General features: G+C 48.3%; 16 protein-coding genes. 7 read left to right on the top strand and 9 right to left on the bottom strand.

Annotated elements, in window-relative coordinates:
- Window positions 1–45: 45 nt before the first annotated feature.
- The 5 genes from torA to EIZ48_RS08495 all read right to left on the bottom strand — a co-directional run bounded on the left by torA (window position 46) and on the right by EIZ48_RS08495 (window position 5,225).
- Window positions 46–2,523: a trimethylamine-N-oxide reductase TorA gene (gene torA, locus EIZ48_RS08515; RefSeq protein ID WP_160650101.1), complete on the bottom strand. Its 2,478-nt coding sequence runs from the start codon at window positions 2,521–2,523 to the stop codon at window positions 46–48.
- Between the two features lie 124 nt (window positions 2,524–2,647).
- Complete coding sequence (torC, locus tag EIZ48_RS08510; protein ID WP_160650099.1) at window positions 2,648–3,826, bottom strand: pentaheme c-type cytochrome TorC; 1,179 nt, start codon at window positions 3,824–3,826, stop codon at window positions 2,648–2,650.
- 9 nt (window positions 3,827–3,835) lie between these two features.
- Entirely contained in the window at window positions 3,836–3,952 is a 117-nt protein-coding gene (locus EIZ48_RS08505) for a hypothetical protein (RefSeq protein ID WP_160650097.1), read from the bottom strand.
- A 508-nt stretch (window positions 3,953–4,460) separates the two neighbouring features.
- The gene (locus tag EIZ48_RS08500; RefSeq protein WP_160650096.1) at window positions 4,461–4,682 is read right to left on the bottom strand and encodes a helix-turn-helix domain-containing protein; all 222 of its coding nucleotides are present in this window, start codon (window positions 4,680–4,682) and stop codon (window positions 4,461–4,463) included.
- A gap of 9 nt (window positions 4,683–4,691) precedes the next feature.
- On the bottom strand, window positions 4,692–5,225 hold the full coding sequence (locus EIZ48_RS08495; protein WP_160650095.1) for a DUF2975 domain-containing protein: 534 nt from the start codon (window positions 5,223–5,225) through the stop codon (window positions 4,692–4,694).
- A gap of 912 nt (window positions 5,226–6,137) precedes the next feature.
- Here EIZ48_RS08495 and EIZ48_RS08490 point away from each other — a divergent pair.
- The gene (locus EIZ48_RS08490; RefSeq protein WP_160650094.1) at window positions 6,138–6,587 is read left to right on the top strand and encodes a hypothetical protein; all 450 of its coding nucleotides are present in this window, start codon (window positions 6,138–6,140) and stop codon (window positions 6,585–6,587) included.
- 119 nt (window positions 6,588–6,706) lie between these two features.
- On the opposite strand, the gene EIZ48_RS08485 is transcribed toward EIZ48_RS08490, so the two are convergent.
- The 4 genes from EIZ48_RS08485 to yqeC all read right to left on the bottom strand — a co-directional run bounded on the left by EIZ48_RS08485 (window position 6,707) and on the right by yqeC (window position 10,286).
- Window positions 6,707–7,270: a rhodanese-like domain-containing protein gene (locus EIZ48_RS08485; protein WP_160650093.1), complete on the bottom strand. Its 564-nt coding sequence runs from the start codon at window positions 7,268–7,270 to the stop codon at window positions 6,707–6,709.
- 78 nt (window positions 7,271–7,348) lie between these two features.
- A complete protein-coding gene (locus EIZ48_RS08480; RefSeq protein ID WP_160650092.1) occupies window positions 7,349–7,795 on the bottom strand; it encodes a MauE/DoxX family redox-associated membrane protein in 447 nt (148 codons plus the stop codon).
- 31 nt (window positions 7,796–7,826) lie between these two features.
- Window positions 7,827–9,425: a selenium-dependent molybdenum cofactor biosynthesis protein YqeB gene (gene yqeB, locus EIZ48_RS08475; protein WP_160650091.1), complete on the bottom strand. Its 1,599-nt coding sequence runs from the start codon at window positions 9,423–9,425 to the stop codon at window positions 7,827–7,829.
- A gap of 39 nt (window positions 9,426–9,464) precedes the next feature.
- Complete coding sequence (yqeC, locus tag EIZ48_RS08470) at window positions 9,465–10,286, bottom strand: selenium cofactor biosynthesis protein YqeC (protein WP_160650090.1); 822 nt, start codon at window positions 10,284–10,286, stop codon at window positions 9,465–9,467.
- A 46-nt stretch (window positions 10,287–10,332) separates the two neighbouring features.
- Between yqeC and mocA the strand changes: the two genes are divergently transcribed.
- From mocA to EIZ48_RS08440, 6 genes are all read left to right on the top strand, one after another.
- Window positions 10,333–10,914 (top strand): molybdenum cofactor cytidylyltransferase, encoded by a 582-nt coding sequence (gene mocA / locus EIZ48_RS08465; RefSeq protein ID WP_160650089.1) that lies wholly within the window; start codon window positions 10,333–10,335, stop codon window positions 10,912–10,914.
- 527 nt (window positions 10,915–11,441) lie between these two features.
- On the top strand, window positions 11,442–14,558 hold the full coding sequence (gene ygfK, locus EIZ48_RS08460) for a putative selenate reductase subunit YgfK (RefSeq protein WP_160650088.1): 3,117 nt from the start codon (window positions 11,442–11,444) through the stop codon (window positions 14,556–14,558).
- A gap of 14 nt (window positions 14,559–14,572) precedes the next feature.
- A complete protein-coding gene (ssnA, locus tag EIZ48_RS08455; RefSeq protein WP_160650087.1) occupies window positions 14,573–15,901 on the top strand; it encodes a putative aminohydrolase SsnA in 1,329 nt (442 codons plus the stop codon).
- Between the two features lie 14 nt (window positions 15,902–15,915).
- Complete coding sequence (locus EIZ48_RS08450; RefSeq protein WP_160650085.1) at window positions 15,916–18,108, top strand: xanthine dehydrogenase family protein molybdopterin-binding subunit; 2,193 nt, start codon at window positions 15,916–15,918, stop codon at window positions 18,106–18,108.
- Window positions 18,105–18,575, top strand: coding sequence for a (2Fe-2S)-binding protein (locus tag EIZ48_RS08445; RefSeq protein WP_160650084.1), 471 nt, complete (start codon window positions 18,105–18,107; stop codon window positions 18,573–18,575). The genes EIZ48_RS08450 and EIZ48_RS08445 overlap by 4 nt, the downstream gene beginning before the upstream one ends.
- A complete protein-coding gene (locus tag EIZ48_RS08440; protein WP_160650082.1) occupies window positions 18,569–19,468 on the top strand; it encodes an FAD binding domain-containing protein in 900 nt (299 codons plus the stop codon). The genes EIZ48_RS08445 and EIZ48_RS08440 overlap by 7 nt, the downstream gene beginning before the upstream one ends.
- The last annotated feature ends 321 nt before the right edge of the window (window positions 19,469–19,789 follow it).

The raw sequence follows: 19,789 nt of genomic DNA, 5'->3' as shown, positions 1-19,789 counted from the left end.
CTCGCATAAGTGAGGCTTTGATCTTAGAGGTCAGTGTGAGAAATATTAGGCTTCAACTTCCTGCGGGCCGCCAAAAGCGGTAACTGCAGGTGCTTTGCCAGCGAACTTCTCAACTTCAACGATACAGGTATGCGCACTGGTTGCCTGAGATAGCTTAGAAGCACCCAAGTCCAGGCTCAGTGTATTAGGATCGCCGTAGGTATCAAGCGAGCCGACTTTCTCATCCTGAGGACCGTACCAGGCACCTTCATAGATACGCATCACGCCAGGCATATAATCCGGAGTTACAACGGCACCGGCCAGTAGTTGACCACGATCATTGTGTACACGAACGATGTCGCCGTCTTTAATACCACGTGCTTTTGCATCTTCAGGGCTCATGTAAATTGGTTCACGGCCCTGAACAGTATAGGTTGCACGGTATTCTTCCGATTCACATAGCTGCGAGTGCAGGCGTTGATCCGGGTGACAGGACTGCAACTGAAGTGGGTACTTATCAGAGCCCGGGCCACCGTGGCTACGTTCGACTTTTTCAAACCACATAGGGTGGCCCTTACAGTCGTTATAGCCGTATTTCGCAATCTTGTTTGAGAAGATTTCGATCAGGCCTGAAGCGGTACCCAATGCGTACTCTTCCGGATCCTCGCGGAAGTCGGCGTGGCGAACCCAAGGCTTGCCCTTGCCAAATTCAACAAATCCTTCTTCCCAGAACTTCTCGAACTCCGGCATCTCAAACTTGCCTTTGTTGGCTTTGCGGCAGTTTTTGTAGATCTCCTTCAGCCACTGCATTTCATTCATGCCGCGGGTGTACTCACGATCTTTGCCGAAACGCTTGGTTAGCTCGCTGAAGATTTCGAAGTCGCTCTTTGCCTCGAACTGAGGCTCAACTAGCTTCTGCATCGCAATAATACCGCGGGCAGAATAGGAGCCGTACACATCGATATCGTTACGCTCGAATGGCGTTGTTGCCGGCAGAACGATGTCAGAGAAACGGCATGTTGCTGTCCAGCGGTAATCCACAGAAACCACTGTTTCCAGCGATTGCTGTGCCTGTTTCATGCGGTTGCGATCCTGGTGGTGATGCCACGGGTTGTTACCGCTGAATACCATCATCTTGATTTCAGGCAGTTTTACCTTCTTACCGTTATAGTCGATGGTCTCGCCCGGATTAACCAGACAATCCACCCAGCGCGCAACAGGGATTACTTTGCTGAAGCCGTTAAACTTCTCACCGTAAACAGGCTTGTAGCCTTTATCCGGTGTAGAAGGGAATGCACCCGGACCCGCAGCACCCGAAGACGGTACACCGATAGAGCTATAGTGGTGGGCGTAAGAGATACCGCCGCCAGGAAGACCGATTTGACCGAGCATTGAGGCTAGCACCGCTGCCATCCAGTAAGGCTGCTCACCATGCTGCTGACGCTGTACACACCAGCCTAGCATTAGCTGAGTACGGTCTGCTGCCATCGCACGGGCTAGCTGGCGGATGTCGTCAGCTGGTACGCCACAGATCTTGGCAGCCCACTCAGGTGTCTTCTCGATCTTGTCCTCGGTTTTACCCATCAGGTAAGGAACAAACTTCTCATAACCCATTGTGTATTCGTCAAGGAAATCGACGTCAGCCAGATCTTCAGTTGCCAGGGTATGGGCAATCGCCATCATCAGGGCAACGTCAGTTTGCGGGTTGATGCGCATTTGTTCACAACCTAGGAACTTCTGGGTCTTGGTGGCTACCGGATCAATGCTGATCACGCGGATGTCACCGCTGGCAATTTTGGCTTTCAGAGTGTCCAGGTGTGGATAGGCTTCGTGAGTCTCACAGTTCCAGCCTACCTGCAGGTTTTTCACCGGATCGTTGGCCCAAAGTACCAGGAACTTGGTCTCGTTCAGGATGTGCTGCCAAGACGTACCTTGCGCATAAACTTCAGAGTTGCCCAGTACGTAAGGAAGGATGTGCTGACCGGCACCTGTCGAGTAGTCACCGACTTTTTTGGTAAATGAACCGTGGTAGGCAATAGCGCGCTGCATATGGTTACCGGCACTGTGCAGAGCACCAGTGGAACGCCAGCCGGTTTGACCTGCGTGCAGTGCCGAAGAGCCGTAAGTCTTCTGAACACGGTTCAGTTCACTGTGGAAAAGATCCAGGGCCTTATCCCAGCTTACACGAACAAAACGGTTGTCGCCGCGTTTGCTGGTGTCGCTCTTGCTGCCATTTTTCAGCCAATCGACGCGTACCATAGGGTAGCGGACACGGGATGGGTTGTAGATCATCCCTTTCATGCCGTTAAGCATGTCAGTTGGGTGGGTATCTAGCTCAAACGGCTTAATTTCAGCTACACGTCCATTTTCGATACGAGCACGGAATGCGCCCCAGTGGGATCCTGTCAGTCTCCACTGCGGCGCTTCAGCTGCCATCGCTTTGCTGGCAGTTAGCAAACTCGGGCCTACAACTACGCCTGCGGCACCGGCGGTAATACCTTTCAAAAAGTCACGGCGTTTCAGGTTAAAACTTGAACCACTCATGATAGCCTCGCTTATCAGTTATTATTGATACCAAGCTGAATAATTAATTTTTGCCAAGAGGCATCCTAACCATTCGGGTTGGTTTTAGGGGAAGGAGGGCGCCGATAACGACCTCCAAGCTTAGTTAGTGATCGTTGCTATAGTCCGAAGAGTGCATCTGCAGGTAGCGCAGAACAACTTGCTCTTCTTCTTTTTCGAAGTCGGCGAAATCAAGCATGCCTTTGAACATTCCTACCCAGGTGTTTGAGTCGAAATGTGCCTCTGCAGGTTGTGAGTGACAACGGCTGCACGTTGCGGTGTAGGCTTCCTTGGCATATTCCCAAATTGGCTCAACCTCTTCGACCAGGTCGGTTTTGTCCGTCCATAGGGTAAAGTCGACGTTCTGCCAGGTGATGCTGGTATCTTCGTCTTCTTTAGCATCAAGGACATTAAAGAAGCCTTTGGTTTTGGCGACTTTACGCTGAAGTGAAGCGACACGAATATTGCGGGCAAAGTCTTGCATAATGATTTTGCCACTGCCTTTTTTCTTGCGCCAACCGGTAATTTTGACTTCAATGGCGTCGCCTTGGCTGTTAATGACTTCCACAGGCACGGATGAGATCATCAAGCCCGCTTTTTTCGTCATCTCTGGATCCAGGAACAGTTCCTTGTTGTGCAGCGTATAGTAGGTGTTCCCGCTACGAACCGACGTTTCCAGAGCCTGCGTGTTCAGATCATCCATAATGGCTTTGTAGCCAGCGGACATATCCGGCATGTGGTGAGCAATACCTTTGTGACAGTCGATGCAGCTTTGATCGTTTTTGGCAGCATCCATCATCTGATCGCGGGCATCAGCCGACATCTTGTCAAAGTCCATGCTGTTATAGTCATGGCAACTGCGGCATTCGGCGGAGCCGTTTTCAGACATTCGTGCCCATTCGCGTTTCGCCATTTCCAGACGTTTTTTGCTGAACTTCTCTGGTGTATCGACTTCGCCGGTCAGCTTGGCCCATAACTCCATTGAAGCCTGAGCTTTACGCGCTATCTTGTCGGTAAAATTGTGCGGAACATGGCAGTCCGGACAAGTTGCGCGTACACCGGTACGGTTTTTAAAGTGGATAGTACTTTGTAGTTCTTGGTAGACGTTGTTTTCCATTTCATGACAACCAATGCAGAATTGTTCCTGATTGGTGTATTCAAGGCCGGCATCAAAAGTCGTCCAGAATCCGATACCGCCAACAAAGCCGGCCAGGATCAAAATACCTAAACCGATGGTTTTACTGGGTGTAAAGAAATGTTGCAGTATTTGCTTAATAGATTTCATTATTTTTCCTTACAGCAGCCACGCTGCCAAACCATAAAGGCCTACCGCACCTGCTGTAAGTGCAGGGAAAATAACAAATGTGTAAAGAAATGTTGATCTCAATTCTTGTTGTTTTATTGCTGTCATAAAACTCACCTCGCGTGTTTTTTTATTCATTCTAATGAGAGGGTGTGAATGGCAGATATAGAAATGCGAGCGTATGTTATTGAATGTGAAAGAATATTAATGGATTTTTTGTAGGTTAATGAAAAATAACCATTTTATTTTTATGGTATTCGATGGGTGAATTTTGACTAATTTTAAATAATTGATAGGAATGTGATAAAGGTATGCTTTTCCACAAATTGCTACCACGAGCAATACCACTTTGGTGGCGTTTTTTAGTGGTTTTTGGAAGTGGCTTGAGGATGGTTTGGTTTAGATTATTTTGAAAAAAGCGGTAGGAGAGATAAATGTAAAACCTAATTAAATTAACATTATGGCAACATTGCGTTAGCTAAGTTTGATTCGGATTGGCTTCAACGTGTTTTGCTTTAGCTTTCTGCCGATAACAATGGAAACACATACGTTTTGATATCGTCCCGTATGTGTTTCCGTTATCTGTGTCTGGTATGAGAGTATGAAAATAGCTTATCTACTCGTTGGCATCTGTTTCACCTTTATACTCGAGAATGTCTCCGGGCTGACAGTTAAGGTGCTTGCATATAGCTTCGAGCGTTGTCAGCCGGAGTGCCTTGGCTCGACCATTTTTGAGTACTGATAGATTTTGCTCTGTAATACCGATCTTGGCTGCGAGTTCATTTGAGCGCATCTTTCTCTTTGCCAGCATTACATCTAAATTAATGATAATTGGCATGTTGTTATCCTAAACTGTTAGCTCGTTTTCTTCTTTAATATCCTTCGCCAGCGTCATAACGTGCGAAATAGCACGCACCGTAAGGCCAATCAGTAAAATCGTCAAGTCACTGTCATCAATAGTGAATCCTATATTAAAGTTTTCCTGGCCAATAGACAGAACGGCACCTAGCAGCATGTCGGATAGTACGCTGATAACAGGTGTCGCAATCATCAAGTTAGCGATACGCCTGAAGCAGGAAACGTTCGCTTGTGTGAATACATCGCCTAACTGATAGAGGCGGAACAAGCAGATTAACTGCCAGATGATTGCCATGTAAACGAGTGATGGCAGTAGAGCAAACGGGTAACCCATTAACGATTTTCCGACAGTCAGCGGCAAACTGACATCGAACGAAAACTCCAGGCTTACCCCACTGGCGGACTCAACAAGTGTTCCGTAGAACCAGATAAATGTGATTGATAGCGGTGTAAATAGCAGGATTACCCAAAGTAGGATAAGAAGCCGCTGGCTAAGTGTTTGAATGGCATTTTGAACAGACATACATAGTTCCCCGTGTAGATTTGTATATATCTTGACACTCGATACGACGTAGTTCAATAAAAAATTATCGAAAAACGATAAGTTTAGTGTTGTTTCATTGATGCAGATAAAGCGGTATTGAAAGTTAGCTTACAAATCAAAGAGCTAGGGTTCCAGCTTGTCACAGGGAAGGGCTCTGGCAGAAAAATAGAGTGATAGAATTAACCTGACAAGAGCTAATGCTCTATTATTTGGCGTGGTTTAGAATATGTGGAAATAAACCCTATAGAAGCAAATGACAATATAAATATTCATTGGGTTTTATATCCATGATGAGGAAGACAAAAAAATAATAAAATTGCGCAGAATATCTCAAAATAATATGAGTAAATAAACTTTTTATCACTCAAAAGCTTAGCGTGAGGTTTGGTACTTTTTCTCATTATCAAGACTGATAAAGTAAAAAAACGGTCAGTTTTTATTTGACTGAATAATAATATTCGTCATCATAGGCTTATTCTTAATAAGAAGACGATTTTCATAATTAGGACGGTAAGAAAAAATACATATATGCAGCTCTTTTGTTATTTCGCTTTAAATCAATGTCTTATGGCAACTTTTGTGTTCTGAGGTGAACTCAATAAGTGACTAATTGAATAATTTGATGCTCGTGAATCCAGATAATATAGGATTATTTTGCTGTAAGGGAAGTATCTTAATTTAATTCCCTGTTTTCTAATTAATTTCGCAATTAAGTCATACAAGAATAAAGAGTGAAGGCTGCTTGATATCAATAAGATAAAAGCAATAGATGATATTCGCCTCTAATTCTATGTAGTAACTCATTGAAGGCACCATAAAAATAAATTGGAGTAATAACTCTCCAAGGCTGAGGTGCGTGGTATTCAAAATAATAAAACGTAGGAAACCAACATGAAGAAAGCATTTGCGATATTACTCGCCTTTGCTGCTTTGCCTAATAGCGCCAGCGAGCTCAGGGTGACATTGCCACTGGCAAGTAAACATTTTTATTGCGCTAGTAATCAATGTATTGACCTTAACGAGACCAATTTGGGCATTGGCGTTGAATATGCTAGCTATGGTGTTATAGGTTTTGAAAATAGCTACTCGCGTCAGAGTGTTGCTGCCTACAAAACATTTGAATACGACATGAATCCTTATATGGGGCTTGGTATTCGTCTGGGTGGGGTAACTGGCTATAAGGAAGAGTCGGGGATGGATGTAGTGCCTCTGGCCCAGCCTTACCTTCGGATGCTTCCTATTGATTGGCTAAGCTTTAACTTTGGCATTGTTCCTGTCGGCCTGATTGATACTAAAAACTATAACCTTGTGGTGACGCTAGATTCACAGATCACTTTCTAGCCATGTTCTCTCGGGAGAACTGTTCATCGTTTACAAGCTCTGTTTCAATGCCAAAAAAAGCGGGAGTATTCTCCCGCTTTCGCTATTGATGCTTTAGGCGCTGAGTTAATCAGACTGACTTATTCGCTTTCGGTGTCGAAACCGGCACCTTTCCATGCGTAGATGCCGCCAGGGTAGCGATAGACGTTGTTGTAGCCCATTTTGATGGCCCATGCGGCAGCATTGTGGCTTCGGCCACATTTAACAAACCCGCAGTAGAAAACGAGCGTCTTGTTTTTGTCGGTACCAAGCAAAGCCGCGAAGTTTTCCTGAGTTTTACCATCCGTACCAGTTACTTTCCACTCTGGCATTGAGGCAATCGGGAATTCAAACTGCATTGCCGACGGAATATGTTCTTTCTTGTAGCTGTCCTTATACGGCATGGCATCGACGACCAATACCTCTTCCTTGGTGTCGAGAAGGGCTTTCAGGCCTTGGGTGTCAATCAACTGGTAGCCGCCAGCCAGAGTGTCGTTGTGCAGCTTGATGGCAACCTGTTCTGTTTGGACTTCTGCTTCGAACTTACCGGAAAACAAACCGGCATTAGCGGTTAGGGGCAAGATCAGAAGACCTGCTGCCAAAATGAATGCATTGAGCCAGAAGCTACGACGAGGACGCTGAAGACGAGATTTGCTGAATGGCATGATAAGTCCTTATTGGTTGAAGTTCGCCGCAAAAATGCGGCGAAAAGTGACGAAATAAAATTAATAACCACACCGTATTTAGGTAAGGTGTGCTTTGTTGTGAACTGGGCGCTGGTTATTGAAATAGTACAGACCGGCTGTAAAGAAGGTTATTAGCAGCAGGACGATAAATTGCGGTTCCAGTTCGCTATAGACTTGTGATTCCAAAGATCCGGGCAGGTAGCAGCCGCAGTCAAAATGCAGCCCCTGGTACAGCGCGATCCCGGACGGCAGCATATATAGCGCCAGGCAGGCCACGATGGGGGCGATGGAGGTCAGCTCGAAGAAGGCCAGCGAGAGACAAACGGCCAATGCAAAAGGAAGTGAGAATGCCAGTACATCGGCATACATGGCGGGCACCAGCCCGGTATCTAACAGCAATAGCGCCGTCTGTTCGGGATGAAAGAAGCCTTTCAGGGCGATAGCTGCTGCTGAAAGCAGGACGAAGCTGGTGACGAAACGATGAATATACCCACGTGTTTTCATAGCGATACTCACTTCTATTTATAGTTAAAACTTAATTCAACACGGTGTGCTCGAGGTGAAGCATGGCTTCGAGTACGCTGCCACCGATTGCTCTGGCTTTGTCAGAAACGGTGGTGAAGTCGGCCTCGATGCCTCTCGGGTCAATATCACCAATCTTGAATCCTTCCGTGACGGTGAGCCCATCATTCAGCAGTCCCCGCACCATACCGCCTAGCGGGGCAACAACCGGGCTGTCGCCAATATGGGCAATAACATCCCCTTCTTCTACGATATCGCCGAGCTTGACGTGGTTATGCATAATGCCGTCACAGGGAGCGCGCAGCACACGCTGGTGGGTGTAGCCAGCAATATTACCGGGGATCCCTGTGTTGGCCTGGGTGACACCGTTGTAGATAATGCGTCCGAGGTAGTGACCCCGGTTTGTCTCGATAACCGCATCGCAGTCTTCGCCGGCGGTAAAACCCGGACCGAGCGCGATAGTGATTGGAGCCATGTCTCGTGTTGTGCCCAGATTACGCTTGGCCAGAATGGCATCGACAACAAATGTCGGTTTTAGGCTGGTAAGCGAGCAACAATCTTCATCCACCATGACAGGGATTTTGTTGTCGTCGAGTAACTTGAATACTTCTTCGCAACTTTTCGCTTTTTGGGCGGTGATCCCTTCAACTTCGGCAGGTTTACCGTACAGGCACTGGGCAAAAGAGACCGTGCAGCGAATCACAGTTGGCTGCGAAATGTCGGTCATAACCACTTTAAATCCTGCATTTTTGAGGCGGATCGCAACACCAGTAGCGATATCTCCTGCGCCACGGATTAAAACCAGTTTATTACGATTTAGGCGAGTATCGTCTTTCATCAACCCGCCCGCAGACTGATGTTTCACTTTGAGGATCTCTGCCATGATGCTGATGGCAATTTCTTCGGGGGTTTCGGCACCGATGTTGAAGCCTATTGGGGAGTGGATAGCCTGAATGTGCGCTTCGCTGACATTGCATTTTCGCAGGTGGTTAAACAAGGTTTGTACCTTGCGGCGGCTTGCCATCAGGCCAATATACCGGGTATCGCAGTCAACAACTTTGGTGATTGCATCCTGATCCTGGTGGTTGGTGGCAATAACCACGAAACTGTCTTTGTTGATATCGAGCTTGTCGATAGCATCTTCCATGTTCTTGCCTAGAATTCGCTTGGTACCAGCCGGAAAGTGTTCTTCGGCGAGGCTCTCTTCATAGGCATCGGCGACGGTAATATCAAAACCGAGGACATGTGCAGCATGGGCAACAGCGCGGTTCACATGTCCGGCACCAATCAGGAGCAGGCTGGGGCGAAGACCATAAACATCAATGAATACACTCATGGCGCCACCACAGTCCATGTCCATGGCGTCCGGGCCTGAACGGGTCATCCGTCCTTTTACAACGCGGGGCTTTCTTTCCTGTAACGCTTCCAGCGACTGCTCGATAACGTAACGTTCAATCATCCCGCCACCGACTGTCCCGATGATTGAACCGTCTGCCTTTACGATCATCTGCCCAGAGTGGCGCGGTGCCGAGCCGCGGGTTTCAATAATATTTGCCAGGGCAAATGGGACGTTCTCTTCTTCGAGTTGTGCGGCTTTAGCAAAAATGTTCATCAATCATGACCTCAATGTCTCGCGACGAGAGGTGATTAGCTAATCTCTCGTCAGTACGTTTTTTATCGGTGCCTGACTGTTCATTGCAGCTAGCCAGATGGCATCAAGATGTGCGGTATTACTAATGACCTTATGGGCTAACTGGGTTAGGGCTGAGTAGTTAGCGGCCAAGTCTATTTTATTTATTAACCAAATCTTGATGGCCTGTTCAGGAGCGTGCTTAAACATTCCTTGTTGATGTTCAATCAGGTTGCCTAATATCCGGTGATCAATGATGTCACCAGTTGAACATTGGGTAAGGGCAGAAAAAATGTTCCATCGATGAATTCTCTCGGGGATAGCCCGAGTGTGAATAACTTCTGCGCCAGTTACACCGATAACCATATCCGAAGTAATTGGAATGCAAGGCTCATGCCTATCGGGAGCTTTTATGGGCAAACATTTGGCGCCATCAGACTCAATAATAAAAACTGTGAAAGGCGAGTCATTTTTTAATTTATCGATGAGTTCAGGTGTGACTCCGGACACTTTAATTTTGTCACTTTTGTTATTGCTGGCTATTTTGTTTTTATAGCAAAAAGTGATACTTGGTTCCGATAAATCAAGATGTGAGTATGGTATTAGTTGATTGTGATTGTGCTCAAGATTAATAAAGTTGTCAGCTTGATAGCTATCAGGTAAATACATTTTTGTCGTGGTGCTGACAAATACGCAGTGCCCTTGATTTTTGAATTGGTTGGCAAGCCAAAAAGCCGCGGATGTTTTTCCTCCGCCGCCAACAAGAGCAATCACGAGTGATCCACCAAGCGGAATATCGAATTGTGTAGCGCACAGTGCGCGATAATTTTTTCCTGACTTCATGTCGTTCCCAATCGTGCAATAAGTGCCAATAAAGTGAGTAATAACAATGGTTCAATACCAACAAGTCGATTGTGTAATGCCTGCTGCCGGTCTGTCGTCCCGGATGGGGCGCTGGAAGATGATGCTACCTTACCGGCACCATACAGTCCTTGATGAAAGTATCGAAAATGCACTTGGCTTTTGTTCGCGAGTTATCTTGGTTGCAGGTCATCGTGGTGATGAACTGGCTAGTCGATATCAGGAAAAATCTAACATCAAAGTGGTAGTTAACACTCACTATAAGCAAGGGATGTTTAGTTCTATTCAACAAGGGGTTAAGCTGGTCGAGAGCGAACATTTCTTTATCTGCCATGGTGACATGCCGTGTATTTCGCCCGATATTTATCGTCGGGTATGGGATAAACGTGGCAGCTATACGGTGTTTCCCGGCACGGCTGAGCGCCCTGGTCATCCGGTGCTGCTTCCTGCCACACTGAAAGCCCAAATCCTATCGGCGCCTTTTGACGGCAAAATGAAACGCATCATATATAGTGGTGAGGTGAAATATGCCGAGCTTACTGAAACAGATATTTATTTTGATGTTGACACTCCAGCGGCTTACGAGCGACTGTGCCAGCGCTCACAATAGTCCTATCATTATGAGAGTTGATAGTAACTTTTTATCAAATTGATATCAGGAAGTACCCGCCTAATTATTGTTATTAATATAGTGTGATTTCAAATCGGATTAATTTTCTCTTCATCCGAAAAATTGAAGTTTGATTTCTTCTGTCGAAAATCCGTTTTACTTTTCTTGCAGTGATAGTTGCTATCATATTTATCGGTATCAAAGTGATAGCAATTTATTAATTTGATAGAAAAAACAGCTTAATTAAGAATCATACTCATTTATTATTCATTCTTATTATTAATTAGCCCTTCCTTCCTATATTGCGCGTGTTCACACAATTGTCCTTTGTTTCGACATGGGTCACGAAAATAGCGATGAAAGTTCGTCTGGATGATCTTGATTTTAAAGTTTGGCGCAGTAGTTGCTCTTTAAGTCCCATAGCTGGCTGATTTATTTCAGCCTATCACTCTGAGCCCTACGCATTGCACAACGAAATGTGCTGGCTGTGAAAATACAAGAAAAATACAGCATCAAGGAGATCTATCATGGGAGACATCATGCGTCCCGTTCCGTTTGGCGAGCTACTCAATCGCATCTTTAGCGAGTATAAAGAGAGCCAGTCAATTTTTGGGATACCATCGAAGCAATTTTATCGCAAGGAGAGTGCCAAGGATCTATCCGTCTGGGGCGAAAACTGTGAAACCCCTGTAGGCCCTGCTGCCGGTCCGCACACCCAGCTGGCGCAAAACATCATTTCCTCATGGCTTGCCGGTGGACGTTTCATGGAGCTGAAAACAGTTCAGAAACTGGATCAGCTGGAGATAGCCAAGCCATGTATCGACGCCGAGGATGAGTGCTTTAATACCGAGTGGTCGACAGAATTCACGCTGGTCAAAGCTTATGATGAGTACCTCAAAGCGTGGATTGCACTTCACTTGTTGGAAGAAGTCTTTGCCCCCCGTGCGGATGGCGAAGAGAAGTCTTTCGTGTTCAATATGAGTGTGGGCTACGATCTTGCGGGTATTCAGACTGCGCCGATGCAGAAGTATATCCACGATATGCTCGATTCAAGCGAGCATGAAAGCTTCCATGCCTATATCGCCGAGCTAAACAGCTTCATTACCGATCCGGATTTCGTTAAATCCTTTGGTTTCGAGCACCGTTTCGAACGTCTGAACAAGCTGTCAGATACCATTCCAGCACAACTGACTCGTGGTGTCACCTTGTCTACCATGCACGGTTGTCCACCGAATGAAATCGAAGCGATTTGTCGCTACATGATTGAAGACAAGGGCATCAACACGTTCGTGAAACTGAACCCAACTCTACTGGGCTTCGAGCGCGTACGTAGCATTCTCGACAATGCTGGTTTTGACTATGTTGCATTGAGCGAAGAGTCATTCAGCCACGATCTTCAGATTGAAGATGCCAAAGCCATGTTGCATCGCCTGGTCGATTTGGGCAAAGAGAAAGGTATCGGCTTCGGGGTTAAACTAACCAACACCCTGGGTACCCTGAACCGCAAGGGCCGTTTGCCAGACAAAGAGATGTACATGTCGGGCCGTGCTCTGTTCCCGCTATCAATTAACGTAGCGCTTGAATTATCACGTGAGTTTGACGGCATGCTGCCAATCTCTTACTCCGGTGGTGCCAGTAAGTTCAACATCAAAGAAATCTTCGAAACCGGTATTCGTCCGATCACCATGGCGACTGACCTGCTCAAGCCTGGCGGTTACCTGCGTCTGACCGACTGCGCCAATGAGCTGGAATCAAGCGAAGAGTGGGGCATGCAGAAGGTTGACCTAGTCAAGCTAGAAGCCCTGGCGGCGAAGTCACTGGTTGCCGATTACGTTCAGAAAGAGTGGCGTGGTCCGGAAGAGATCAGTGTGAAGAAAGCCGTGCCGTTGACTGACTGTTATGTCGCACCATGTGTGACCGCCTGTCCGATCAGCCAGGATATCCCTGAGTACATTCGTCTGATGGGTGAGCACAAGTACACCGAAGCGCTGGAAGTGATTTACTCACGCAATGCCCTGCCTGCCATTACTGGTCACATTTGTGATCACCAGTGTCAGTACAACTGTACCCGCCGTGACTACGAAGGTGCGCTGAATATCCGTGAAATGAAGAAAATTGCACTGGATAAAGGCTGGGATGGCTACAAGGCCAAGTGGCATGAGCCAGATATGGATAAAGCCAAGCACCCAGTTGCGGTCATTGGTGCCGGTCCTGCGGGCTTGTCAGCAGCATACTTCATGGCACGTGCCGGTCACCCTGTCACTGTGTTTGAAAAAGAGCACAATGCCGGTGGTGTGGTGAAGAACATCATTCCTCAGTTCCGTATTCCAGCCGAAGTGATCCAGCACGATATCGATTTCGTCAAAGACCACGGTGTTCATATCGAATACGGCTGCAACCCGAATATGACAGTGGAAACCCTGAAATCAAGCGGCTTCAAGTATATCTGCCTGGGCATAGGTGCCGATAAGGGCAACCCGATTTCACTGTCTGGTGATAACACCAAGGTGTTCAAGTCACTCGAATTCCTCCGCAGCTTTAACGATGGTGAGAAGCTGGAACTTGGCAAACACGTTGCTGTTGTCGGTGCCGGTAACACAGCGATGGATAGTGCCCGTGCTGCCCTTAAGGTTGACGGTGTCGAGAAAGTTACCATCCTGTACCGTCGTACGATTGCTGAAATGCCTGCTTACAAGGAAGAGTACGAAGAAGCCGTGGAAGATGGCGTGCAGTTCATGTTCCTAACCAATCCAGAGCAGTACGATGCCGATGGCAAGCTGACAGCCCGTGTAATGGAGCTGGGTGAGCCAGACGAGAAAGGTCGTCGCCGTCCGGTTGCTACCGATAAGACAGTCGAGCTTCAGGTTGATGCATTGGTGACTGCAGTGGGCGAACAGTCTAACCGTGATGTATTGAGCCGTATCGGTATTCCAATGGGTGAAGATGGCTGGCCGGCTGTTGATGCGAAAACTTGCGAAACGGCAGTTGAGAATGTGTTCCTGATGGGTGATGCCCAGACTGGTCCTTCATCGATTGTTTCTGCTATCTCCGGCGGTCGCAAGGCGGCAACGGCGATACTTGCTCGTGAAGCACAGCTTGAGCAGGAGAAAGAGGTTTCTTCTGATGTGAAAGCCGAGGCTGTTTATGCCCGTAAAGGCGATATTCAGGTCAAGATGATCAGCGCGAACAAGCTTGAAGAAGCTGACCGCGAAGAATTTATCGAGCAAGAAGCAAAACGTTGTTTGGAATGTTCGTATATCTGTAGCAAGTGTGTGGATGTGTGTCCGAACCGCGCCAATATCTCACTGCCAATTCCTGGTTTCAAAGATCAGTACCAGACATTGCATATTGACGCTTACTGTAACGAATGTGGCAACTGTGCCCAGTTCTGTCCATGGGACAGCAAGCCATACAAAGACAAGTTTACCATCTTCAACCTACGCGGTGACTTTGCCAATAGCACCAATGCAGGTTTCTACATTGAAGGCGAAGAAGTACTTGTCCGCACTCAGGGCGAAACATATACCTTCAGCATTAATGAGCAAAGCGAACTGGATATGCCTGAGTCGATGGCAGATGAAGCAACCATGATCAGCTATGTGCATGCAAATCATCGTTATCTTCTTGGCAAAGTAGATGTATAGGTGAGGAGTCAGGAATGTTATTACTTAAAAATGCAACGGCAGTGCAGTTTGAACCTGCACTGATTAAAGAAAGCGTTGATATCTTGATTGATGGCAGCGTAATCAAGGAAGTTGGTTCGGATCTGGCAGCAAAATACCCGGATGCTACTGTCAAGGAGATGAAGGGTAAACTGGTTATGCCGGGCATTGTCTGCTCTCACAACCATTTCTACTCGGGCCTTGCCCGCGGCATTATGGCTGATATCAAGCCAAGCCCGGACTTTATCTCAATCCTGAAGAACCTGTGGTGGCGGATGGACCGAGCGCTGGATGAAGAAGCGCTCTACTACAGCGGCCTTATCTGCTCGCTAGAAGCCATCAAGAACGGTTGTTCGTCGGTGATTGACCACCATGCATCGCCTAACTACATCGCGGGCTCACTAAATACCCTGCGTAAAGGCTTCCTGAAAGCCGGCCTGCGCGGTATGACCTGCTTTGAAACCACTGACCGTAACGGCGGCATGAAGGAAATGATGGCGGGTGTCGAAGAGAACATCGCTTTCGCCCAGCTTGTCGACCGTGCCAAAGAAGAAGGCACAGAACCATACCTGGTTGAAGCGCACATCGGTGCCCACGCGCCGTTCACCGTGACCAACGAAGGCTTGGCAATGATGGCTGAGGCTGTTCAGGCAACAGGGCGTGGTATTCACGTCCATGTCGCAGAAGATCGTTACGATGTGACGCACAGCCACCACCATTACGGTCAGGATATTGTTGAGCGCCTAGACAGCTTTGGCCTAATCAACGAGAAAACCTTGCTGGCCCATGGCTTGTTCCTGTCTGACCGTGACATCGACATCCTGAATGCCAAAGATGGCTTCCTGGCCCACAATGCCCGTTCAAACATGAACAATAATGTGGGTTACAACCATAAGCTGACTCGCTTCAAGAATGTTGCATTGGGTACCGATGGTATCGGTGCCGATATGTTCGAAGAGCTTAAGTTTGCCTTCTTCAAGCATCGCGATGCCGGTGGTCCGCTTTGGCCTGACAGCTTTACTCGCAGTCTGTGGAACGGTAATGAAATCCTTGCCCGGAACTTTGGCGCCAAGTTTGGCCGCCTGGATCCCGGAAACAAGGCTGACTTGACCATTCTTGACTACACCAGCCCGACGCCATTCGTGGCGGACAACCTGCCTGGGCATATTGCCTTCGGCATCAATGCGGGCAACGTCAACAGCGTTATCGTTGAAGGACGTTTTGTGTATGAAGATCGTGCATTCCCGTTCGATGTTGCGCCTATCTATGCTGAAGCCAGCAAAGTAGCCCAGCGTCTATGGAAGACAATGGATCAATTAGACTAATGTGAGATCCCGTTATGGATACGGTTAATACTCGATTCAAGTGGGCAGAAGCCACAGGTGAAGCTAAGTATATTGCCGACCGCCATTACGAGGGACTGTTAGAAGGGCGGTTCTACCGCTCTTCTTGCCCCAGAGGCGTCATTAAATCGGCTAAGATCCCGGCCATGCCAGAAGGCTACCATCTGTTTGGTGCCAATGATGTGCCGGGACAAAATGTACTCCCCATCGTAGAAATAGACTGGCCGGCGTTTGCCGACAAAGAAGTGCGGTTCGTCGGTCAGGTTATCTATCTGCTGGTCGGCCCAGACCCGGATGTGATAGAGCAACTCCTGCAACAAATAGAGGTAGAATACTCACCGTTGACGCCGGCTTATACGATTGAACAATCGAAAGCACTCATCGATGGCGCCATTCATTCAACAGACAATGTGCTTGATACTCATACGTTGACTAAAGGTGATATCGACGAGGGTTTTGCACAGGCTGTAACGATTATTGAAGAAACGTGCAGCACCGGGTATCAGGAGCATATCTACCTTGAAACCCAGGGGTGTGTCGGTTACCCCAAAGACGGCAAGATCGTTATCGAAGGGTCGATGCAATGTCCCTTCTATGTTCACCACTGTATGGCAGTACTCCTCGGTCACGACAGAGTGCGCGCGATTCAGTGCCCGACCGGTGGCGGCTTCGGCGGTAAGGAAGATTACCCTGATGTTCTTGCCGGACCATTGGCCGTTGCGGTAGAGCGGTTGCAAAGACCTGTCAGAATTGTACTTGAGCGTAGCGAAGATATTCAGTTTACCTCCAAGCGCCACCCGGTAGAATTCCACTACCGAACCGGGATTGACGCTGATGGCAATATTGTTGCCATGGAGCTGAATTTTGATATTAATTCCGGCGCCTATCTCAGCCTTTCCGGCATTGTTCTCCAGCGTTCGCTGACCACCGCGACCAATGTCTACGATATCCCAAATGTCCGTGTAGAGGGGCATGCCTGGACAACTAATACCGTACCGACTGGTGCATTCCGCGGTTTTGGTTCGCCGCAGAACTGTTTCTGCATGGAAACCCACATGAACCATATCGCCAAGAAAGTTGGCGAAGACCCGGCAGCGTTCAAGCAACGTCATTTCCTTAAATCAGACTCGACCACGCTGACTGGATCGAAGATCTTCGGAGATCTGGTGCTGGATGAGATGTTGGAGCGGGTGTTGAGCCTGTCGGAGTACAACACCAAAACGGCGTTGAATGCGTTCCAGCCTGATAGCGATGAACATTGTCAGGGCAGCGGTAAACGCAAAGGGATCGGCTTGGCGGTATTCCAGCATGGCTGTGGTTTTGCCGGTGATCTGGAAGATACCCTGGTACGGGCAAGAGTTCGCTTGAATAAGCTTGCCGATGGAACCATTCGGATCCTCGCATCCAATACTGATATCGGTCAGGGACTAAGCCTGACATTCCGTAAGATTGTTGCCGAAACAATGAACCGGCCGTTGGAGACGATTCAGCTGGCGGTACCTGATACAGGCATTGTGCCGGACTCCGGCCCGACGGTGGCATCACGCTCGATCCTGATTGTTGGTTACCTTATTGAGAAAGCAGCTCAGAAACTGCAACTTAACTGGCAGGAAGGTGAGCCGCAGGAAATCGAAGAGATCTACCGCAAGCCGGACTACCACGTCTGGGACCAGAGTACCTATCAGGGCAATGCCTATCAGGCGACCAGCTATGGTGCGAATGTCGTCGAGGTTGAGGTCGATATGGCGACTGGCGAGACGGACATTATCGGTGCATGGGCGGTGTATGACATCGGCCGGGCGATTGATCCGGTTGTGTTCAAGGGCCAGATTGACGGTGGCTTGGTACAGGCTCTGGGGTACGGTAGCTGCGAGAAAATGGAGCTGAATAAAGACGGGGTCTTTGCTCAGAAAACCATGGCTGACTATGTGATCCCGACATCGCTTGATGTCCCGTCAATCGGAAGTGATTTGGTGGATAACCCGTATCCGTTTGGCCCGAATGGTGCCAAGGGGGGCGGTGAGTTAACCCACAATGGTGGTGCGGCAGCCTTTGCTGCGGCGGTTGAAGCGGCCATAGGCAAGACGTTGTCATCCATACCGGTAACACCTGAGAAAATCTGTCAGGCGCTGTATGCAGAGGAAACGGCAGAGGCTGGCAAGGCAGTAGAAGGAGGGAAGGCAAAATGAAGATCGAGTTCTACCTAAATGATGAGCTGGTTGAGGTTGAAGCCGACCCGATGCAATCGCTGTTGAACACATTACGTGGGAACCTGAACAAGACGGCCACTAAGGAAGGCTGTGGTGAAGGGGAGTGCGGAGCTTGTTCAATCCTGTTTAACGGTAAGTTGGTCAATGCTTGCATGATGCCTATCGCTCAGGCGGAAGGCGCCAGACTGATGACGCTGGAAGGGCTACGCCAGACCGAGAAAGGGCAGTGTGTGATTGATGCGCTGCTTGAGGCTAAAGGTGTGCAGTGCGGCTTCTGTACACCGGGTATGGTGCTGGCACTGTATGCACTGCTTGAAGTCAATGCCAAGCCGAGCGAGCAGGAAATCAGAACTGCGATATCGGGTAACCTCTGCCGTTGCACAGGCTACGGGATGATTGTCGATGCCGCGAGGATCGCCAGCGAAAAAGGAGAGGGATTATGGTAGAGGTATATCGTCCTGATACTTTGGAGCAGGCGCTGGATAAGCTGGCGGTTGGCGACCATACATTGTTCTCCGGCGGCACGGACTTAATGGTACAGCACAGTGTCAGACCGGGTATGACACCGAGTTTTGCCCGTGATGTGGTATTTGTCGACGCGATTGAAGAGCTCAAGCATATCACTCAGGCCAGTCTAGAAACCCAGGCTGAAGGGGATGCTGATTCTGCGCTGTTCATTGGTGCCGGTGTTACCCTCAGCGAGATCGAGCAGCATCCGCAAGTGCCTGATATCTTGCGTCAGAGTGTGGCTAAGATCGCGGCTCCTGCACTGCGCAACCGGGCAACTATGGCCGGGAACATCTGTAACGCCTCACCAGCGGCAGATTCCCTGCCGGCGCTTTATCTGCTTGATGCGCGCGTTGTGTTGTCATCCCTGCAGGGTCAACGTGAAATGGCCCTGGAAGACTTCATTCTTGCTCCGGGTCTCACTCAGCTGAAACAAGGTGAGATGTTGACGCATGTCGTGATCCCGCAGCCTGATTTGCCCGAGGCGTTCTATCACAAGGTGGGAACCCGGGCTGCCAACGCACTGACCAAACTGTCAATGGCTGGCATGGCGAAGATCAGTAAAGGTCGTACAGGCAAAGGTAAGCTGGTGGACTGGCGTGTTGCGTTTGGTGCTGTCGGCCCGACTGTTGTCCGTAACCGTGAACTGGAGTCGCTGTTGATTGGCCAGCCAACGGAGAAGCTTGCCAAACCGAGATTTGTCGATGAAGTTGTCGCCATGTACAGCGAAGTTATCCGCCCTATTGATGATCAACGTTCGACCGCAGAATATCGCCATCAGGCGTCCCTCAATCTATTGAGACGCTGGCTTAGCCAGCTAAGTGTGTCATAGGTTATAACCTTCCTCTTATTTTCTTTTCTTTCAATTTATGGGGGCCAGTCGGCCCCCTTTTTTTGCCTCTTTACCGGGCCTGCGCTGGATGAACAACCTGACTGAAGAGCTGGAGAAGGAGGAAAAGACCCCGCTGCCAGGTACTTGAGTTTGGTAGCCAAGGTTGGCACAGCCCAAGTTGCTGATTATCAACTATCACTGTTGATAGTTATCAAATTGATAGTAAAAATATTATTTTGATAGATAATTTTAACGGACTGAGAAGCAATCTTATTTGGCATGTTAAATAAGTGTTCATCCCCAGAGTGAATATGAAAATGA

The sequence above is a fragment of the Photobacterium alginatilyticum genome (assembly GCF_009910675.1).
Lineage (GTDB): Bacteria > Pseudomonadota > Gammaproteobacteria > Enterobacterales > Vibrionaceae > Photobacterium > Photobacterium alginatilyticum.
Note: the sequence above shows the minus strand (reverse complement) of the source record. Positions and strands in the feature narration are given on the sequence as shown.

Coding starts and splice junctions, on each gene's coding strand:
- EIZ48_RS08490 (WP_160650094.1), top strand. CDS start 6,138: ATGAAGAAAGCATTTGCGATATTACTCGCCTTTGCTGCTTTGCCTAAT.
- mocA (WP_160650089.1), top strand. CDS start 10,333: ATGGTTCAATACCAACAAGTCGATTGTGTAATGCCTGCTGCCGGTCTG.
- EIZ48_RS08500 (WP_160650096.1), bottom strand. CDS start 4,682: ATGCCAATTATCATTAATTTAGATGTAATGCTGGCAAAGAGAAAGATG.
- torA (WP_160650101.1), bottom strand. CDS start 2,523: ATGAGTGGTTCAAGTTTTAACCTGAAACGCCGTGACTTTTTGAAAGGT.
- EIZ48_RS08445 (WP_160650084.1), top strand. CDS start 18,105: ATGAAGATCGAGTTCTACCTAAATGATGAGCTGGTTGAGGTTGAAGCC.
- EIZ48_RS08450 (WP_160650085.1), top strand. CDS start 15,916: ATGGATACGGTTAATACTCGATTCAAGTGGGCAGAAGCCACAGGTGAA.
- torC (WP_160650099.1), bottom strand. CDS start 3,826: ATGAAATCTATTAAGCAAATACTGCAACATTTCTTTACACCCAGTAAA.
- EIZ48_RS08480 (WP_160650092.1), bottom strand. CDS start 7,795: ATGAAAACACGTGGGTATATTCATCGTTTCGTCACCAGCTTCGTCCTG.
- EIZ48_RS08485 (WP_160650093.1), bottom strand. CDS start 7,270: ATGCCATTCAGCAAATCTCGTCTTCAGCGTCCTCGTCGTAGCTTCTGG.
- yqeB (WP_160650091.1), bottom strand. CDS start 9,425: ATGAACATTTTTGCTAAAGCCGCACAACTCGAAGAAGAGAACGTCCCA.
- EIZ48_RS08440 (WP_160650082.1), top strand. CDS start 18,569: ATGGTAGAGGTATATCGTCCTGATACTTTGGAGCAGGCGCTGGATAAG.
- ygfK (WP_160650088.1), top strand. CDS start 11,442: ATGGGAGACATCATGCGTCCCGTTCCGTTTGGCGAGCTACTCAATCGC.
- EIZ48_RS08505 (WP_160650097.1), bottom strand. CDS start 3,952: ATGACAGCAATAAAACAACAAGAATTGAGATCAACATTTCTTTACACA.
- EIZ48_RS08495 (WP_160650095.1), bottom strand. CDS start 5,225: ATGTCTGTTCAAAATGCCATTCAAACACTTAGCCAGCGGCTTCTTATC.
- yqeC (WP_160650090.1), bottom strand. CDS start 10,286: ATGAAGTCAGGAAAAAATTATCGCGCACTGTGCGCTACACAATTCGAT.
- ssnA (WP_160650087.1), top strand. CDS start 14,573: ATGTTATTACTTAAAAATGCAACGGCAGTGCAGTTTGAACCTGCACTG.